This window comes from Achromobacter spanius (genome assembly GCF_029637605.1).
Lineage (GTDB): Bacteria > Pseudomonadota > Gammaproteobacteria > Burkholderiales > Burkholderiaceae_B > Achromobacter > Achromobacter spanius_E.
The window spans coordinates 4,822,174-4,840,223 of sequence record NZ_CP121261.1 but is presented as its reverse complement, the minus strand read 5'-3'; the positions used below and the strand labels follow the sequence as shown (position 1 = coordinate 4,840,223).

Annotated in this window: 15 protein-coding genes; 7 read left to right on the top strand and 8 right to left on the bottom strand. The window is 64.7% G+C overall.

The window, feature by feature from the left end:
• Positions 1-39 precede the first annotated feature (39 nt).
• From hutU to hutC, 3 genes are all read right to left on the bottom strand, one after another.
• The gene (gene hutU, locus P8T11_RS21550; protein ID WP_268080102.1) at positions 40-1,719 is read right to left on the bottom strand and encodes a urocanate hydratase; all 1,680 of its coding nucleotides are present in this window, start codon (positions 1,717-1,719) and stop codon (positions 40-42) included.
• 496 nt (positions 1,720-2,215) lie between these two features.
• Complete coding sequence (locus P8T11_RS21545; RefSeq protein WP_268080103.1) at positions 2,216-2,800, bottom strand: HutD/Ves family protein; 585 nt, start codon at positions 2,798-2,800, stop codon at positions 2,216-2,218.
• A complete protein-coding gene (hutC, locus tag P8T11_RS21540; RefSeq protein ID WP_268080104.1) occupies positions 2,797-3,540 on the bottom strand; it encodes a histidine utilization repressor in 744 nt (247 codons plus the stop codon). The genes P8T11_RS21545 and hutC overlap by 4 nt, the downstream gene beginning before the upstream one ends.
• 145 nt (positions 3,541-3,685) lie before the next feature.
• On the opposite strand from hutC, the gene P8T11_RS21535 reads away from it, so the two are divergent.
• From P8T11_RS21535 to P8T11_RS21525, 3 genes are all read left to right on the top strand, one after another.
• On the top strand, positions 3,686-3,976 hold the full coding sequence (locus P8T11_RS21535) for a metal/formaldehyde-sensitive transcriptional repressor (RefSeq protein WP_277549680.1): 291 nt from the start codon (positions 3,686-3,688) through the stop codon (positions 3,974-3,976).
• A gap of 27 nt (positions 3,977-4,003) precedes the next feature.
• Complete coding sequence (locus P8T11_RS21530; protein WP_100853426.1) at positions 4,004-5,113, top strand: S-(hydroxymethyl)glutathione dehydrogenase/class III alcohol dehydrogenase; 1,110 nt, start codon at positions 4,004-4,006, stop codon at positions 5,111-5,113.
• A 168-nt stretch (positions 5,114-5,281) separates the two neighbouring features.
• The gene (locus P8T11_RS21525; RefSeq protein ID WP_268080105.1) at positions 5,282-7,213 is read left to right on the top strand and encodes a bifunctional metallophosphatase/5'-nucleotidase; all 1,932 of its coding nucleotides are present in this window, start codon (positions 5,282-5,284) and stop codon (positions 7,211-7,213) included.
• A gap of 19 nt (positions 7,214-7,232) precedes the next feature.
• On the opposite strand, the gene P8T11_RS21520 is transcribed toward P8T11_RS21525, so the two are convergent.
• The 4 genes from P8T11_RS21520 to P8T11_RS21505 all read right to left on the bottom strand — a co-directional run bounded on the left by P8T11_RS21520 (position 7,233) and on the right by P8T11_RS21505 (position 12,256).
• The gene (locus P8T11_RS21520) at positions 7,233-8,375 is read right to left on the bottom strand and encodes a glycosyltransferase (protein WP_268082301.1); all 1,143 of its coding nucleotides are present in this window, start codon (positions 8,373-8,375) and stop codon (positions 7,233-7,235) included.
• Entirely contained in the window at positions 8,375-9,385 is a 1,011-nt protein-coding gene (locus tag P8T11_RS21515) for a hypothetical protein (protein ID WP_268080106.1), read from the bottom strand. Before P8T11_RS21515 ends, P8T11_RS21520 begins: the two co-directional genes overlap by 1 nt.
• Before the next feature lie 341 nt (positions 9,386-9,726).
• Entirely contained in the window at positions 9,727-10,773 is a 1,047-nt protein-coding gene (speB, locus tag P8T11_RS21510; protein WP_268080108.1) for an agmatinase, read from the bottom strand.
• Between the two features lie 79 nt (positions 10,774-10,852).
• Entirely contained in the window at positions 10,853-12,256 is a 1,404-nt protein-coding gene (locus P8T11_RS21505; protein WP_268080109.1) for a sodium:solute symporter, read from the bottom strand.
• A gap of 184 nt (positions 12,257-12,440) precedes the next feature.
• Between P8T11_RS21505 and P8T11_RS21500 the strand changes: the two genes are divergently transcribed.
• From P8T11_RS21500 to P8T11_RS21490, 3 genes are all read left to right on the top strand, one after another.
• Positions 12,441-13,550, top strand: coding sequence for a YcjF family protein (locus P8T11_RS21500; RefSeq protein WP_268080110.1), 1,110 nt, complete (start codon positions 12,441-12,443; stop codon positions 13,548-13,550).
• A gap of 251 nt (positions 13,551-13,801) precedes the next feature.
• Positions 13,802-15,886 (top strand): putative bifunctional diguanylate cyclase/phosphodiesterase, encoded by a 2,085-nt coding sequence (locus P8T11_RS21495; protein WP_268080111.1) that lies wholly within the window; start codon positions 13,802-13,804, stop codon positions 15,884-15,886.
• A 201-nt stretch (positions 15,887-16,087) separates the two neighbouring features.
• Complete coding sequence (locus P8T11_RS21490) at positions 16,088-16,300, top strand: DUF1059 domain-containing protein (RefSeq protein WP_100853435.1); 213 nt, start codon at positions 16,088-16,090, stop codon at positions 16,298-16,300.
• A 102-nt stretch (positions 16,301-16,402) separates the two neighbouring features.
• Here the strand turns inward: P8T11_RS21490 and P8T11_RS21485 are convergent, their stop codons facing one another.
• A complete protein-coding gene (locus P8T11_RS21485; RefSeq protein ID WP_268080112.1) occupies positions 16,403-17,452 on the bottom strand; it encodes an ornithine cyclodeaminase in 1,050 nt (349 codons plus the stop codon).
• Between the two features lie 124 nt (positions 17,453-17,576).
• Between P8T11_RS21485 and P8T11_RS21480 the strand changes: the two genes are divergently transcribed.
• On the top strand, positions 17,577-18,002 hold the full coding sequence (locus tag P8T11_RS21480) for an Lrp/AsnC family transcriptional regulator (protein ID WP_268080113.1): 426 nt from the start codon (positions 17,577-17,579) through the stop codon (positions 18,000-18,002).
• The last annotated feature ends 48 nt before the right edge of the window (positions 18,003-18,050 follow it).

Sequence of the window (18,050 nt, the reverse complement as noted above, 5' to 3'; positions counted from 1 at the left end):
GGCCCCACGCGGGTTGGCGGAATGGGAACGGGTGCGGCCTTAGCGCAGGCCCGTGACCATGGGCAGGTTCAAGCCCTGCTCTTTCGCGCAGTCGATGGCGATGTCGTACCCCGCGTCCGCATGCCGCATCACGCCCGTGGCCGGGTCGTTGGTCAGCACGCGGGCGATGCGCTCGGCGGCCTCGTCGGTTCCATCGCACACCACGACCATGCCGGAGTGCTGCGAGAACCCCATCCCCACGCCGCCGCCATGGTGCAGCGACACCCAGGTGGCGCCGCTGGCGGTGTTCAACAAGGCGTTCAACAGCGGCCAGTCGGACACGGCGTCCGAGCCGTCGCGCATGGATTCGGTTTCGCGGTTGGGGCTGGCGACCGACCCGGAATCCAGATGGTCGCGGCCGATGACGACCGGCGCGGACAGTTCGCCTGATCGGACCATTTCATTGAAGGCCAGGCCCAGCTTCGCGCGCTGGCCCAGGCCCACCCAGCAGATGCGCGCCGGCAAGCCCTGAAAACTGATGCGCTCGCGCGCCATGGCCAGCCAGCGGTGCAGATGCGCGTCGTCCGGAATCAGTTCCTTGACCTTGGCGTCGGTCTTGTAGATGTCTTGCGGGTCGCCGGACAGCGCGGCCCAGCGGAACGGGCCCACGCCCCGGCAGAACAGCGGCCGGATGTAGGCGGGCACGAAACCGGGAAAGTCAAAGGCGTCGGCCACGCCTTCTTCCTTGGCCATCTGGCGAATGTTGTTGCCGTAGTCGAAGGTGGGAATGCCCTGGCGCTTGAAGGCGAGCATGGCTTGCACGTGGACGGCCATCGATTGCTTGGCGGCCTTGATGACGGCGGCGGGCTCGCGCTTGGCGCGTTCGCGGTATTCCGGCCAGGTCCAACCGGCGGGCAGATAGCCATTCAGCGGATCGTGCGCGCTGGTCTGGTCGGTGACCATGTCGGGCTTGACGCCACGGCGCACCAGTTCGGGCAGGATGTCGGCGGCGTTGCCGCACAGCGCGATGGACACCGCGCGGCCTTCCTTCGTGTACGCGGCAATGCGCGCCAGCGCGTCGTCCAGGTCGGTGGCCTGTTCGTCCACATAGCGGGTGCGCAGGCGGAAGTCGATGCTGGTCTGCTGGCATTCGATGTTCAGGGAACACGCGCCCGCCAGAGTGGCAGCCAGCGGCTGCGCGCCGCCCATGCCGCCCAGGCCCGCGGTCAGCACCCAGCGGCCGGTCAGGTTGCCGCCGTAGTGCTGGCGGCCGGCTTCCACAAAAGTTTCGTAGGTGCCCTGCACGATGCCCTGGCTGCCGATGTAGATCCAGCTTCCCGCCGTCATCTGGCCGTACATGGCCAGACCCTTGGCGTCCAGTTCGTTGAAGTGTTCCCAGGTGGCCCAGTGCGGCACCAGGTTGGAGTTGGCGATCAGCACGCGCGGCGCGTTGGCATGCGTCTTGAACACACCGACCGGCTTGCCCGACTGCACCAGCAGGGTTTCATCGTCGTTCAGGTTGGTGAGCGATTCAACGATCTTGTCATAACAATCCCAGTTGCGCGCGGCACGGCCGATGCCGCCGTACACGACCAGTTCCTTGGGATTTTCGGCGACGTCCGGGTCCAGGTTGTTCATCAACATGCGCAACGGCGCTTCGGTCAGCCAGCTCTTGGCGGTCAGCTTATTGCCGCGCGCGGCACGGATCACGACATCGCGGTATCGGTTCGATTGGTCCAAGAGAGTCTCCTTGATCGGTTCAACCGCGAAGTTCACCCGCGGCGGTTGCCCGCATCATAGGATGCCTAGGGTTGTATATACAAGCCTAGATAAGCGAAATTTGGATAAGGGAATACCCGAATGGATGGAGGGTGTTTTGGGGACGGTTGATCGATGGGTTACGCGCGATCCGCAGTGGGGTTCTTGTTGGGATTTGTTCGCGCTGCACCCATCCTACGATGCGCCCGTAGGATGGGTGCAGCGCGCAAGGCTCAAGGCAAAAACTCAACCGCTCAACGCGCGAAACCCATCAGGCAGCGCAGGGTTCTAAACAGGACCAGCCACAGCACAACGGCATGCTAAACGAAGTCAGCCACAGCACAACGGCATGCTAGATGAAGCCGGCCACAGCGTAACCGCTTGCTAAACGAAGCCGGCCACAGGACAACCGCTGCTTGATGGGTTACGCGCGATCCGCAGTGGGTTCTTTTCATTGTTTGTTCGCGCTTCACCCATCCTACCGGGGCGTCAGCTCGATCACGCACGCATCGACGTCGCCTTCCAGCCGATATTCCACCAGCTCAACCCGCCCATCACTGTGCAGGCAGTCATACCGTGACGGCAGCGCGTGCGCCTCACCATTCACGCGCACCACCAGCTTACCGCCCGCGCTCAGCACCAGCACGGTGGGCGCGGCGCTGTGGAACACGCAAGCCGCCGACGCCCAATGCAGCCTGGCCTGATAGCGGTCGGGCGCGTAAATCAAGTTGAAGTCCCGGATCGCCCCGTCCAGCAAACGGCAATCGACCCGCGCATCTCCCGGGAATGCGTAGACCTGGCGTGGCGTCAACGGCGTTTGTTCGCGGCCATCAACCGTCAACTGAATGCCCTGGCCTTCAAGCACGGTAATAACCCGCTGATAGCCATTGAACGTCGAAAATCCCCCATCTTGCGCCACGTCGGCAATCGACAAGCGCCAATCAAACGCAGCGCTACTGCCACTCGGGTTGCAGGCGACCTCTTGCGTGATGCCCCCGCCATTCTTCCACGGCATGCGCGGATAATCGGCGGCGCGATACAAACGAATATTGCGCGGTGTCATGTCGTGAACTTGCCTTCCAGACGATGGCGCGACCCGGGGTGGATCAAGCGCGCAAGCGTGACCGCGCGGTCGCCCGACCACGTACGGCGGCGGATCAGCAAACACGGTTCGTTGCGTTCGATCTGTAGCAACTGGCATTCGCGCGGCTTGGCCAGAATGGCCTCGACCACGTGCTCGCCTTCGCTCAGCGGTGCCACGCGCGTCAGGTATTCGTAGGGGGTGTGCTGCGTGAAGTCCTGCTTCAGGTAGTCGGGCGCCAGCCGCACATTGACGTAACGGTCTTCCAACTGGATCGGCACGTCGTCTTCAAAATGCACGATCACGGAATGGAATACCGGCTGCCCCGGGCGCAGCTCCAGCGCCTGGGCCTGCTCGGGGCCGGCCGGCTCTTCGGCCAGGCGCACCACGCGGCTGTGATGGTGATGATTACGCGCCGCGATCTCATCCGCGATGTTGTTCACCGCGAACAGCGCCGACCGCGCCTTGGGCTGCGCCACGAACGTGCCCACCCCCTGCATCCGCACCAGCAAGCCTTCGGCGGTCAGCTCGCGCAGCGCGCGATTGATCGTCATGCGGCTGAACCCCAGCTCGTCGACCAGTTCGCTTTCCGATGGCACGCGGTAATGCGCGGGCCAGGCGCCGGTGCGGATCTGCTGGGCGATCATCTGCTTGACCTGCGCATACAGGGGCGCGGGCAGAGCGTTGGTCTGGGCGGGCAATCGGGGGGGAGGAGAAGCCACGGAAGCATCCTGGGTGGGCGTCGCTGGGACAATGACCCCAAGCGCGGTGAAAAAATCGGCCTCCAGTATAGACAGGTACACATGTCTTGCGAATTAAGCGCGGCTTTCCTTATACTCCCCCCCTGTATCGTTTTCGGAGCCTGCCGTGCCGCATTCGCCGGAAGAAAAAAAACGTGTCGTCACCCGCTTGCGCCGTATCCAGGGGCAGGCGTTAGCATTGGAACGCGCGGTCAACGAGGGCACGGAATGCGGGGCGCTGCTACAGCAACTGGCCGCCTTGCGCGGCGCCGCCACCGGCCTGATGGCCGAGGTGCTGGAAAGCCATCTCCGGGAAACCTTTCTGCAATCCGCCCAGGGCGGGCCGCAACACGCCGGGATCGACGCCGCAGCCGAAGTCGATCAGCTGATGCGCATCGTCCGTTCCTATTTGAAGTAATTCCCCCGACATTCGTGGAGCACAACTATGAAATCACGCGCAGCAGTCGCATTCGGACCCGGCAAGCCGCTGGAAATCGTTGAAATCGACGTCGCGCCCCCGCAGCGCGGCGAGGTGCTGGTGCAGATCACCCACACCGGTGTCTGCCATACCGACGCCTTCACGCTCAGCGGCGACGACCCCGAAGGCCTGTTCCCCGCCGTGCTGGGCCACGAGGGCGCGGGCATCGTCGTGGAAGTGGGCGAAGGCGTCACTTCCCTGAAGCCCGGTGACCACGTCATTCCGCTCTACACGGCCGAATGCCGCGAATGCAAGTTCTGCCTGTCCGGCAAGACCAACCTGTGCCAGAAGGTGCGCGCCACGCAAGGTAAGGGTGTGATGCCCGACGGCACCTCGCGCTTCAGCTACGAAGGCAAGCCGCTCTATCACTACATGGGCTGCTCGACCTTCAGCGAATACTCGGTCGTCAACGAGATCTCGCTGGCCAAGATCAACCCCGCCGCCCCGCATGAAAAAGTCTGCCTGCTGGGCTGCGGCGTCACCACCGGCCTGGGCGCCGTGCACAACACCGCGAAGGTCAAGGAAGGCGACACGGTCGCCGTGTTCGGCCTGGGCGGCATCGGCCTGGCCGTGATCCAGGGCGCGGTGCAGGCCAAGGCCGGCCGCATCATCGCCGTGGACACCAACCCGAACAAGTTCGTGCTGGCCAGCGCCATGGGCGCCACCGACTGCATCAATCCCAAGGACTACGACAAGCCCATCCAGGACGTCATTGTTGAACTGACCGATGGCGGCGTGGACTTCTCGTTCGAGTGCATCGGCAACGTGCACGTGATGCGCGCGGCGCTGGAATGCTGCCACAAGGGTTGGGGCGAAAGCATCATCATCGGCGTGGCCGGCGCGGGCCAGGAAATCAGCACGCGCCCGTTCCAACTGGTCACCGGCCGCGTGTGGCGCGGGTCGGCGTTCGGTGGTGTGAAGGGCCGCACGCAATTGCCAGGCATGGTCGAAGACGCCATGAGCGGCAAGATCGACCTGGACCCGTTCGTGACCCACACGCTGCCCCTGGAACGCATCAACGAAGCCTTCGACCTGATGCATGAAGGCAAGTCGATCCGCACCGTGATCCACTTCTAAGTTCCGCGTCTATCGCGGTATCAAAAGGTCCGGCGCATACCCTGCGCCGGACCTTTTTTTATGACATGCGCAAGACAGCGCCTCGCGCTTTCATGACAGCGTTGTCATTCATCTTCACGTCATCTTCCAACGCAACCATTCGCCCTTCAACAACGAGGGATCACACGAATGAATACGTGGAAGAGGACCGCGGGCGCCGCCATGCTGAGCGCCCTGTTGCTGGCCGGCTGCGGTGGCGACGACGATGATGACGACGCGTCCGGCAGCCCCGCGCCGGAACAGCCCGCGCCGGAACAACCGGCCGCCAGCCGGCCGATGGAACTGACGATCCTGCACATCAACGATCATCACTCCACGCTGGACAGCAAGAAGAAAGACCTGAAACTCAAGAACGCCGCCGGCACGCCGGTGACGGCGAACGTGGACGTGGGCGGCTTTCCGCGCGTGACCGGCGCCATCAACGCGCTGGCGGCCGAGTCCGCCAACGTGCTGAAGCTGCACGCCGGCGACGCCAATACCGGCACCCTGTACTTCAACCGCGCGGGCGAACCCGGCGAGGCCGACGCGGCCATGATGAACACCGTGTGCTTTGACGCGATGGCCGTCGGCAACCACGAGTTCGACAAGGGCGACAGCGGCTTGAAGCGCTTTATCGACCTGCTGCACGCCGGCACGTGCCAGACCCCCTTGCTAAGCGCCAACGTCAGCTTTGCCGACGGGTCCGCACTGAATCCGTCGCGCGCGCCCGGCCTGGTCAAGCCGTCCATCGTGCTGCAGCGCGATGGCCAGTCCATCGGCCTCATCGGCCTGACCATTGCCAACAAGACGCAACAGTCGTCCAGCCCGGACGCCGGCACGCTGTTTTCGGATGAAGCCATCGCGGCGCAAACGCAGATCGATGCGCTGCGCGCCCAGGGCGTGAACAAGATCGTGGTGCTGAGCCATATCGGCTATGACTACGACAAGCGGATCATCCCCACCTTGAGCGGCGTGGACGTGGTGGTGGGCGGCGATTCGCACACCCTGCTGGGCCCCGATTCCATGGTGGACTACGGCGTGGGCACGCCGGCGGGCGCCTATCCGACCCTGTTGCAGAACAAGGACGGCAAGCGCGTCTGCCTGGTGCAGGCTTGGGAATATTCACAGGTGGTGGGCGAGCTGAAGGTCAGCTTCGATGCCAACGGCGACGTGACCGAATGCGCCGGCACACCCCATGTGCTGATGGGCGACACGCTGACGGTGGCCGGCGCCGCGCCCGCCGCCGTGGACAACACCGCGATGCTTGCCGATGTGGCGGCCAGCGGCTTCTTGCGCATCCAGCCGCCGGACGCCCAGGCCAGCGCGGTACTACAGCCCTTCAAGGACAAGGTCGACGTGTTCAGCGCCAGCGTCGTGGCGTCCGTGCCGCAGGAACTGTGCTCGCGCCGCGTGCCGGGCCTGACCCGCGACCGCAGCCGCTCAAGCGCGGATTGCAACACCTTGGGCAGCGTGGACCTGCGCGGCGGCGACATCCAGCAACTGGTGGCGCAAGCGTACCTGGACGTCGCCAACGCCAACTACGGCGGGGCCGACATCACGCTGCAAAGCGGTGGCGGTGTGCGCGTGGCGCTTCAAGGGAACGTCACCGCGGCCAACGTGATCGAGGTGGTGCCGTTCGGCAACATGCTGTGGCGGCTGGACATCACGGGCGCAGAGGTCAAGGGCATGCTGGAAGACGGCATGCAGGCGGTCTTCGGCGCGGGCGGGTCGACCGGCCCCTACCCGTATACGGGCGGCTTGCGTTGGGACGTGAATGGCGCGCAGGCGCAAGGCAATCGCGTGACCAACATCGAAGTGCTGGATGCCGCCACCTCCACCTGGCAACCGCTGAATGCCGCGCGCACCTACAAGCTGTTCGTGCTGAGCTTCAATGCGACGGGCGGTGACGGGTACAAGACCCTTGCCAACGTGCCCGCCGAACGCCGCCAGGACATCGGCGTACTGGACGCCGACGTCCTGCAGACCTATATCGACAAGCAGGCCAAGGACCCGGTGTCCGGCCTGCCGGTACTGAACCTGCTGCCCGTCAGCCTGTACAGCACGAAGTCGTATAGCGAGTAGCCCGCGAGTCGGGATCGGGTCAGGTCGTCAGTCCGAATTGACGGACTGGCGTCCTGCCCTCCAGGTACACCTGCTCGGTCTGGCCGACAAACTGCGCCAGCGAAAACTCCCGCAGCGCCGTGTTGCGAGCGTCCTCGCCCATCGGCGCGAGAACGCGACGGTCGTTCAGGATGGTGGACACCGTCATCATGACGCTGCTTACCGCTCCCGGGGCCACCACCCAGCCGTTGCGGCCGTCGGTGACGTTCTCGGTCAGGCCGCCCACCTTGCTGACGATGACCGGCTTGCCTGCCGCCATCATTTCGCGGCAGGCGAACGAAATCGTCTCCAGCCGGGACGACAACACAAAGCCCACGTCCAGCGCGGCCAGAACCGGACGCACATCGTCGAGCAGCCCCGTGAACACCACCTGATGCGTCATGGCCAGATCAGCCACGCGCTGGCGCTGTTCCGCATCGGGCTCCTTGCCTGCGATCAGAATCACGACCTGGTCGCGTTGATGCTCGGGCAGGAGCGACACGGCGGTGACCATGTCCAGCCAATTCTTGTAGGACGCCGTGCCCGCGTTGCTGCCGATCACGAAGCGGCGCCGCATGCCCTCAGGCAGCAGCGCGGCGCGAGCCTGCGCGGCTTGTTCGGGGGTAGCAGGCTGGTACTTCTGCGTATCCACGCCGTTATGCACCACCCGCAGATCTTCGTCGCGGAAAACCGAGTCCTTCATGCGCCCGAACGTATGACCGCACACGCAGATGACACGGTTGGTACCCCACTTGGCCCGCACGCGCACGCCCAGGCTCTTGGCGCTGCGGTCGTTGTGCTGCGTGTAAACGATGAACGGGCGCTTGGCGCCCATGCCCACGGTGGCCAGCATGCAAAGACGATGGTCGGCCGAGCCGTTCACGTGGATGACGTCAAACCGCTCCTTGCGCAGCAGCGTGCGCAGGCGGTGCAAGGCGCCCAATTGCTGGAAGGGCCGGCCCTTGAATTCCAGTTCGAAGGAATGCACGCCGGGCAAGGCGTCCGCTTCGGCCAGCAGGCGGCTGCCGCGCGGCGCGGCGACCGTGATCTGGGCGCGCTGGCGCAACATGCGCGCCAGGGACATGACGTAGGTGGTGTGACCGCCCCCATCGCCCTGGTGGAAGTTGGTGTAGAGAATTTTCATCATGAGAGGGCTGAAAGCCGTTGCGGGGAAGGCGGAGATTCCCCTTGATTGAGCAAACAGCTCCAATGCCGCTTTTCGAACACGTCTTCGCCCAGGCGGCTGTCGACGGACAGGTTGTAGACCTTGACGCCACGCGCGGTCAGCAGGCGGCTGGCCTGCCGGAACGCGGGTTCGATGTGTCCGGCAAACTGCCGGTCCAGCGCGGTGGCCAACTGCGCGCCGGGGTGTTCATAAAAACGCGGACCGGCCGTGGCGGTCAGGTCCAGCCCGTGCAGGTACAGCGTGCGAGCGCCCATCCAGGCCAACAGTTGCAAGGCCGTGTAGGCAACGGTGCCGCCCCCGAAAAGCCCGCGCGCCGGGTTCAGGCTGAAGCCGTGCGCGTGTTGCGGGTTGTGGGCGTCAAACAGCACCAGCTCGGGGTCTGTTGCCAACTGCGCAGCCAGCTCGTCCGGCTGCGCGCGCGGTTGCAGCGCACGCTGGTGCACTTCCTCGAACAGCGCGATACGGCAGCGGACAGCCTTCGCATCGAACAGGAACGAGATCCAGCGATATACCTCGGGCGTGACGAACAGCAGCAGGTCTTGCGACAGCACGTCGGCCACCAGATCGCGCCGACGCTTGACGAAGCCCGCATCCAGCATCGCGTAGTAATGAAAGCGCAGCGTGGGATGCGCGCGCCGCAGCGCGATCGATCCGTTCACCCCCATGACGGTGCCCAGGTGGCACCGCGCATAGTCGATCTGGGCAACAGAGGGACCGCTAAGAATCAGGTGCGCGTCGCCGGGTATGTCTTGCGGCACCTGCGTCATCGGTAGTGTCGCCGGGCCACGCACGCCGACCAGGTCGCACGCCACCAGGCGTTCATGCCCGTCACGGCGCACCTTCACCAGCGGCCAAAGCGTTTCGTTGTGCCGATAGGCCCCGTCGCGGGTATAGCGGTAGAGATAGCGAAATCCCTTGGTCAAGGGGCGCGAGCGAAGCAGACGAGGAACGAGGGCAAACGGGGTCATGAATGGTGCCGCTGAAAGCGCGGCGAAACCTTACGAGGCGCTGATTCTACGCAGACGCCCCCCGTCCCAGGCGCTTAGAAACATTTGAGATGTAACAGCGTGGAATGGGCAGATTCGCCCCCCATTTCGGGCCGTGCGTGCGGCGGGAAGCCGGCTTCCCGCATAGCGGAACGGAGAGCCCCGAATGCGCCAATTCGGCACCATTTCCGTGCATCGGCACCGTGCCCGTCGTACTAAACCCGGGCACGCACGCGACCCACCGCGCTGGTACCTTCCATTACCTTTTGCGCCAAAGCGATAGGCAAATGCAAGCGTATATCCAGCGCGGCGATCCGACCCCGTCAGGCGGCGTGCCGACGGCTGACCAGGCTAAGGATTTCAAACAGAATCTGCGCCCCCGCATGCGCCGTATTCGCCGTGGCGTCATAGGCGGGCGCCACTTCGACCACGTCGCCACCGATGATGTCGATGCCAGCCAGCCCGCGCAATATCGCCTGCGCTTCGCGCACCGTCACACCCCCGACCTCTGGCGTGCCCGTGCCCGGCGCGAAGGCGGGGTCCAGGCAATCGATATCGAACGAGACATACACCGGCGTGCCGCCGACGACGTCAAGCGCCCGGGCAATGACCGCGGGCACGCCCACGCGCGCGATGTCTTCCGCATGCACCACCGTCATGCCGGATTCGTACGAGAATTCCCACAGGTACTCCGCCGACCCTCGAATACCGATCTGTATGGTGCGGGTGGGATCCAGCACGCCGTCCAGCACGGCCTGGCGGAACGGGCCGCCATGATGGAAGCGGCTGCCGTCAAACGGCCCGCCCGTGTCGCAATGCGCGTCAAAGTGAATCAGCGACACCGGCTCGCGCTGGCCCAAGGCGCGCAGGATCGGCAATGTGACGGAGTGGTCGCCCCCCACCGACACGGGAATGACGCCCGCCGCGTGGATCCGGGCATAGGCGCTTTCGATATCTTCGTGCGATTGCTCCAGGCTGAAGCGGCTGCGCATGGGCACATCGCCAATGTCGGCCACGCGCAGGTCGCGCGTGGGGGTACAGCGCAGCACGTGGTTGTACGGGCCGACCCGTTCAATGGCGCGCAAGGCGCGCGGCCCGAAGCGGCAACCGCTGCGATTGCTGGCGCCCAGGTCCATCGGCACACCGGCCAGCGCCACCTGCAGGTCGCCGAAGTCGGGCGACTGCCAGTCGATGTATCGGGCGGGCGCGTCCAGCAGGGTGGGCATGCCCGCATAGGGCGCGCTGCGCGTGCCGCTGTTGTCGATGATGTTCGCGGCCACCGCCCGAAAGTGGGCGTCATGGATGGAGGCTTCGTTGTCGCCGCCGAAGCGGGCGCGCAACGCCGCAAGGCGTTCCGGGGTAAAGCGCATGGTGTGTTCCTGAATGGGGTCAATAAGGGAGGATCGACAAGGTGGCGCCGATGAGTTGGCGCCACCGGGTTGGCATGGATCAGTCGGCATCCGCTGGCGCTGCCGCCGACTGGCGATAAGGCGCGCTGGCGCGCCCCATCAGGCTGATCAGCACAAAGCTGGCCGCGCTGGCCGCCAGCGCCGCATAGATCGGCGAGTTAGCCGCCAGGCCGTCCTTGACCATGAAGACGATCGCGGCCGCGCAGCCCAGCAACATGCTGGCAATGGCCCCTGCCGTGGTCGCGCGGCGCCAGTAGATGGCGCCCAACAAGGGCACCAGCATGCCGCCCACCAGCAGGTTGTAGGCGCAGGTCAGCGCGCTGAGCACGTCGTCGACCACCAGCGCAATGCCCACCGCCGACAGCGCCGCCAGCAGCGTGATCACGCGGTGCACGCGCAGGTCCTTGAAAGACCGCCCGCCACGCAGGGCCGGCAGCAGGTCTTCGGCCAGCACCGTGGCCGTGGCCAGCATCGTGGCGCTGGCGGTCGACATCATGGCCGCCAACGCCGCCGCAATGACCAGCCCGCGTATGCCTTCCGGCAACTGCGATTGCACGATGGCCGCGAAGGCGTTGTTGGCGTTTGCCAGACCGGGAAGCAGCACCTGGGCCGTCATGCCGATCAAGGCGCCGACCAGGCCGTAGACAATGCAGTACAAGCCGGCGGCGGTGCCCGCCACCCGCGCCACCCGCTCGTCGCGGGCGGTGAACACGCGCTGCCATATTTCCTGGCCGATCAGGATGCCCAGGAAGTAGATGACGAAGTACGTGATGATCGTGCTCCAGCCAATGGTGGTCAGGTCAAAGCTGGCGGCGGGCAGCCGGGCAACGAGCTCGTCCCAGCCTCCGACCCGCAACAGGCAGATGGGCAGCAACACGAACATCAGCCCAACCGTCTTGATCACGAACTGAACGATGTCGGTCAGCGTCAGCGACCACATGCCGCCCAGCGCCGAATACACCGCGACGACGCCGCCGCCCACCACCACCGCCAACCAGAACGGCAGGTCGAACAGCACTTCCATCACCGTGCCGATGGCGATGACGGAGGTTGCCGCCAGCATCAGCGCATAGGCCATCATCACCAGCGCGCTGACGTGCTTGGCGCCGGCGCTGAAGCGCCGTTCCAGGATCTGCGTCACGGTAAAGATGCGCAGCTTCAGCAAGGGCTTGGCCAGCACCCGGTTCAGCACGATGATGCCCAGGCCCAGCGTCCCGCATAGCCAGAACCCCGACAAGCCGTACGTGTACCCCAGCCGCACCGTGCCCACCGTACTGGCGCCGCCCAGCACGGTGGCCGCCATGGTGCCCATGTACAGGCCCGGCCCCAGGTTGCGGCCCGCCACCAGATAGTCTTCATGCGTCTGCGCGCGCCGCATGCCATACCAGCCCAGCAGCAGCATGGCCGCCAGGTAGATCACCACTACGCCTATATCCAACATCATGTCCGAAGTCTCCTCACCTGCCACGGCAGCAATGGTTGTTTTGAGCCCGGCGCGCCTGCCCACGCGCCGGGCTTGTCAATCAACCCGGATCTTCGTTCAAGCCGCGCCAAAAATATCGCTATTGGCGCGAATGTCAGACGCATCTGATATCGTTGCTCAATCCTCCCGCCTTCGCGCCGACCCCATGCCGCCTCTCCGCCCCGACTCCCCCGCCTTGCAGGACGCCATCGCCGACGCCATCAGCACGGCCACGCGCGGCGCGGGCCGCGTGAACATCCTGATCGCGGGCAAGACGGGGGTAGGCAAAAGCACGCTGATCAACGCCGTGTTCCGTGGCGAACTGGCCAAGACCGGCGCGGGCAAACCCGTCACCCAGACCACCCAGGAATACACCAAGGCCGGCCACCCGCTGACCATCATCGACACGCGCGGCCTGGAAGTCAGTGACTACGCGCGCTCGCGCCAGCAGTTGACGGACCTGATCCAGGAGCGCTCCGCGTCCGACGACCAGGACAAGCATCTGCACGTGGCCTGGCTTTGCATCCAGGACAGCAGCCATCGCGTGGAAGACGCCGAAATCGAACTTGCCGACATGCTGGCCAACGCCGGCATCCCCGTGGTGGTGGTGCTGACCAAGGCGCGCAAGAACAGCGCGTTCGTGGAGCAGGCGCGCACCCTGCTGCCGCGCGCCAAGCAGGTGGTGGCGGTGCGGGCGCTGCCGGAATGGATCGAGGAACTGGACGCGGAATTGCCGCCGATGGGCCTGGACAAGCTGATCGAGGTCACGGCCGAGTACATCCCTGAGTCGCAGCAGCGGGCTTACGCCAACGCGCTGTCCACCCGCAACAAGAAGGCCCTGGAAGTAAAAAAAAAGCGGGCTGAGATAGAGGTGAACGTGGCCGCCGGCCTGGCCGCGTCCGCCGCTGCCGCGCCCATCCCGTTTTCCGATGCCTTCGCGCTGGTGCCAATCCAGGTGGGCATGATCGCCAAGATCGGCATCACCTTCGGCATGGAACTGGACACCGCCGCCATCACCACGCTGGTCACGTCCACCCTGGGCGCCTCGGCGGCCACGCTGATCGGCCGGTCGCTCGTGTCGGGCATGCTGAAATTCATACCCGGCGCGGGCAGCGCCGTGGGCGGCACCATCGCCGCCACCACCGCCGGCGCCATCACCAAGCTGCTGGGCAATGCCTACGTGGCGGTGCTGTACGACTTTTGCCAGAAGAACCCGGGCAAGGACATCGACATCGGCATGATTGCGCAGGCACTCAAGCAGCGGGTAAAGCTCTAAGCCTCGGCGCATTCGCATCCCTACGCGCAGGCATGCCCGCAACGCGCGCGCAACGTGCACGCATGCAATGAATTGCGTTTTCACGACATCATTCGATAGATTTGCGCCTTTTCGGGCGCTCGGCTTAACTATCGTCCGCCATACGACGTAAAGCCGTATATCCCTCAGTCTTTTTGCGGGACGACCCACGCAGGCAAACGCGCAACCCACGCGCCAACGCCCCGCGGCGGGGTCGGCTCCCGTCACATCCAATGATCATCGACAACTCCGACGTCATGTACCGGCACCTTGTGCAGGGTGTCGTCGACTACGCCATCTACATGCTGCATCCGGACGGCACCGTCGCCAACTGGAACGCCGGGGCGCAACGCGCCAAGGGCTACACACAGGAAGAAATCGTCGGCAAGAACTTTGCCTGCTTCTATACCGAAGCAGACCAGGCGTCGGGCCTGCCGCAGCGCGGACTGGCCACCGCCCGCGAACAAGGCCGCTTTGAGGCCGAAGGGTGGCGGGTGCGCAAGGACGGCACGCTGTTCTGGGCCAATGTGGTGATCGACGCCATCCACGACGATCAGGGCGCGCTGCTGGGCTTTGCGAAGATCACGCGCGACATCACCGAACGCCGTGAACGCGAACAGCAGCTTGTGCGGGCCAAAGAACTGGCCGAGCACTACAACACCGAGATGGCTTCGCTATCGAGCTTCCTGGAAGCGGTGGTGTCGCACATCCCTTCGTGCGTGCTGGTGCTGGATGCCGTGTCGCGCAATATCCTGCTGGCCAACCGCCAGGCCGAAGCCACGTTCGGCGCCACGCGCGCCGACATGTTGGGCAAGACCGCGCAGCAGTGCCTGCCCGCGCCCGTCTGCGAGTTTTTTGACCGTTTGACCAACGATGCGCTGCGCTCCGACGGCGCGCTGCGCGAAGCGGAAGAAGAACTGGTCACCGCGCGTGGCTTGCGCACCTTGCGCACGCGCACACTGGTTTTCCACAGCAGCGACCCGCGCTCGCGCTACGCGCTCTTGATCTCCGACGACGTCACCGACGAAAACGCCGCCCACGCGCAGGTGCGCTACATGGCGCACCACGACACGCTGACCGGCATGCCCAACCGCCGGCTGTTTCGCGAACAACTGCTCAAGGCGCTGCAAAACCGCGCCGCCGACCGCCGCACCGCCGTGCTGTGCCTGGACCTGGACAACTTCAAGAGCGTGAACGACACGCTGGGCCACCCCTGCGGCGACGAGCTGCTGCGCCTGTTCGCCAAGCGCCTGCCCAAGGTGCTGCGCGAGCAGGACACACTGGCCCGGTTGGGTGGCGACGAGTTTGCCGTGGTGCTGCCCAACATCGGCCAGCAGGAAGACGTGCGCAAGCTGGCCGACCGCTTGATCGAGACGATGCGCCAGCCTTTCGAGCTGGACGGCCATACCGTGCCCGTCACGGTCAGCATCGGCATTGCGCTGGCCGAAACGCCGGACTACACGGCCGACCACCTGCTGCGCTACGCCGACATGGCGCTGTATGAAGCCAAGCGCAACGGCCGCAACCGCCTGGCGTTTTTTGAACCCGAGATGGAAGCCGCCGCGCTCAAGCGCCATGAAATCGAGATGGACCTGCGCCAGGCCATCATGGGGCAGCAGTTTCAATTGCATTACCAGCCCATCCTGGATGCCAGCCATGTCCGCATCGTGGGCCGCGAGGCGCTGATGCGATGGCAGCATCCGGTGAAGGGCCTGATCATGCCCGACGACTTCATCCCCATCGCCGAAGAAACCGGGCTGATCCACGAGCTGGGCGCCTTTACGCTGCACGAGGCTTGCGCCGAAGCCATGCGCTGGGATGACCACGAGACCGTGGCGGTCAACCTGTCGGCCACCCAGTTCACCAACAGCGCGCTGGTGTCGCTGGTGGAGTCGGCCCTGTCCAATTCAGGCCTGCCCGCGTGGCGCCTGGAACTGGAGATTACCGAGTCGGTGCTGCTGGCGAACTCCGCCTCCAACCTGAACACCCTGAACCGCCTGAAGGCGCTGGGCGTGAAGGTGGCGCTGGACGACTTCGGCACGGGTTATTCATCGCTGGGGTATCTGCGGTCATTCGACTTCGACAAGATCAAGATCGACAAATCGTTCACGCAAGATGTGGAATCCAGCAAGGAAGCGCTGGCCATCATCCGGGCCATCAACGGCATCGGACGCAGCCTGGACATTCCCACCACCGCCGAAGGCGTGGAGACCGCCGCGCAACTGGAGCGGCTGACCCAAGAGGGCTGCTCGCACTTCCAGGGCTATCTGCTGGGCCGGCCGGTGTCGCACGACACGCCGCCGGACGACGCGACGTAGGGTTGTTGTGCGATCGCGGGGTCGGATCAAAACAGGGGCCGACCCCTCAATTGCGGCCCCCGCCTGACTGCTCGCGGACCTATACTTTTCAAATCATCGGGTGCGCTGTGACGCGCCATCCTGCCCGGTGCCTGCCACGCCGCGCGTCGGATATTCCATCGCGCACGCCGCCCCCTGGGGCCGCTGCGCAGGGAGCCCATCATGAGCCGCAAATACATCGATTGCCGCGAGTACCCAAGCGAGCTGAACTGCTCGGTGGCCTTGGTCGCGGATACCGACGACGAACTGCTGGAAGCCGCCGTGCAGCACGCCACGACCGTACACAAACATGCCAACACGCCCGAACTACGGACCCTGCTAAAAGGCATGTTCCACGACGGCACACCCTCGGTCGAAACGCCCCCACCCGCGTGATTGCGGACAACCAGGCGCCATCGACTACACGCGTCAACTAAGGCTCTTCAACTACTGGCCGTCAACTACGGAGCCGTCAACCAAGCGCCGTAGCCCACGCCTTCAACCCGCGCCACCCGTCGTGACGCGGGTTGCCGCGCGCACCACGTCAAACAGGTTCTTGGGGTCCTGCAATTGCGGCGCCACTTCAATGCGCGTGCCCACGCCCAGCCGTGCAGCGCTGTCGCGCAACCAGCGCAACGCCGAGAAATCCTCCAGCGCGAAGCCCACCGAATCAAAAATGGTCACGTCGGACGCGCTCTGGCGGCCGTCCGCCTGGCCCGTCAGCACGCGCCACAATTCCGTCACCGGGAAATCCGCGGGCATCTGCTGCACGTCGCCTTCAATGCGGGTCTGCGGTTCGTATTCGACGAACACCGGGCCCATCTTCAACACATCAGCATGCAGCTCGGTCTTGCCGGGGCAATCGCCGCCCAAGGCATTGATGTGCATGCCCGGCTCGACCATATCGGCGCAGAGGATGGTGGCGTAGGCCTTGTCGGCCGTCACGGTGGTGACGATGTCCACGCCCTTGACGGCCTGGGCGGTGCCATCAAAGCGGACGACGCGCAAGGACGGCGCGACGGCGGCCAGGTTGGCTTGCAGCTTGCGGGTGGCGTCTTCGTCCACGTCGTACACGTGCAGCGTGTCGATGCCCAGCACGGTGTGGAAAGCCAGTGCCTGGAATTCGGCTTGCGCGCCGTTGCCGATCAGGGCCATCGACCGCGAATCCGGCCGCGCCAATGCCCGCGCGGCCAAGGCAGAGGTGACGGCGGTGCGCAGGGCGGTGGTCAGCGTCAGTTCGCTGATCAGCAGCGGCTCACCCGTGTTGACCTGCGCCAGCGCGCCAAAGGCCATCACGGTGGACAGGCCGGCATGCGGATTATTGGGGTGGCCGTTCACGAACTTGAAGCTGTAGAGCTCGTGGTCGGCGGTGGGCATCAATTCGATGACGCCGGTGGGGGAATGGCTGGCGACGCGCGCGCACTTGTCGAATTCCTGCCATCGCAAAAAGTCCGCCAGCACGTAGTCGAGCAGTTCGGTGTAGACCTTTTGCGAGCCTTGCAAGGCCATGATGTTGGCCACATCCGACGTCGTGAGCAGTGTCGTCATTTTTTTCTCCCCAAGTTATGGAAAGGAAATTCTGGCTGATGCCCAAATCAATTCATAGTGACAACATTCCACACGAAACGCTAAGATTCTGGCATTCCGACAGCCATGATTAGCACTTTTCGCAATGGACACGCTAGACCAAAGCCTGCTTGGGCTGCTGCGCGCGAACGCCCGCCTGTCAATCGCCACCCTGGCCAAGAAACTGGACGTGTCGCGCGGCACCATCGACAACCGCATCCGCAAGCTGGAAGAGCGGGGCATCATCGTTGGTTATACCGTGCGGCTGCGCCCCGAGGCAGAAACCGACGACATCGTGGCGTGGATGAGCATCGCCGTGGAAGGCCACGAAACCCGCAAGATCGTGAACCTGCTGATGGGTGAACCCAGCGTGGCCGGCCTGCACGACACCAACGGGCGCTGGGACTTGCTGGCGGAACTGCGCGTGCCCACCATCGACCAGTTGTCCGAAGTGCTGGACCGGCTGCGTACGCTCAAGGGTATCTCGGCCACCGAGACCAGCATTCATTTGAAGACCTTCAAGGCCATCTGATCGTCCCAACCAGGCTTCGGGCTTCGTATGCGGGAGTCGAAGACCAAA

Coding starts and splice junctions, on each gene's coding strand:
- P8T11_RS21525 (WP_268080105.1), top strand. CDS start 5,282: ATGAATACGTGGAAGAGGACCGCGGGCGCCGCCATGCTGAGCGCCCTG.
- P8T11_RS21520 (WP_268082301.1), bottom strand. CDS start 8,375: ATGAAAATTCTCTACACCAACTTCCACCAGGGCGATGGGGGCGGTCAC.
- P8T11_RS21530 (WP_100853426.1), top strand. CDS start 4,004: ATGAAATCACGCGCAGCAGTCGCATTCGGACCCGGCAAGCCGCTGGAA.
- P8T11_RS21505 (WP_268080109.1), bottom strand. CDS start 12,256: ATGATGTTGGATATAGGCGTAGTGGTGATCTACCTGGCGGCCATGCTG.
- P8T11_RS21495 (WP_268080111.1), top strand. CDS start 13,802: ATGATCATCGACAACTCCGACGTCATGTACCGGCACCTTGTGCAGGGT.
- speB (WP_268080108.1), bottom strand. CDS start 10,773: ATGCGCTTTACCCCGGAACGCCTTGCGGCGTTGCGCGCCCGCTTCGGC.
- P8T11_RS21545 (WP_268080103.1), bottom strand. CDS start 2,800: ATGACACCGCGCAATATTCGTTTGTATCGCGCCGCCGATTATCCGCGC.
- P8T11_RS21490 (WP_100853435.1), top strand. CDS start 16,088: ATGAGCCGCAAATACATCGATTGCCGCGAGTACCCAAGCGAGCTGAAC.
- P8T11_RS21480 (WP_268080113.1), top strand. CDS start 17,577: ATGGACACGCTAGACCAAAGCCTGCTTGGGCTGCTGCGCGCGAACGCC.
- P8T11_RS21515 (WP_268080106.1), bottom strand. CDS start 9,385: ATGACCCCGTTTGCCCTCGTTCCTCGTCTGCTTCGCTCGCGCCCCTTG.
- P8T11_RS21485 (WP_268080112.1), bottom strand. CDS start 17,452: ATGACGACACTGCTCACGACGTCGGATGTGGCCAACATCATGGCCTTG.
- P8T11_RS21500 (WP_268080110.1), top strand. CDS start 12,441: ATGCCGCCTCTCCGCCCCGACTCCCCCGCCTTGCAGGACGCCATCGCC.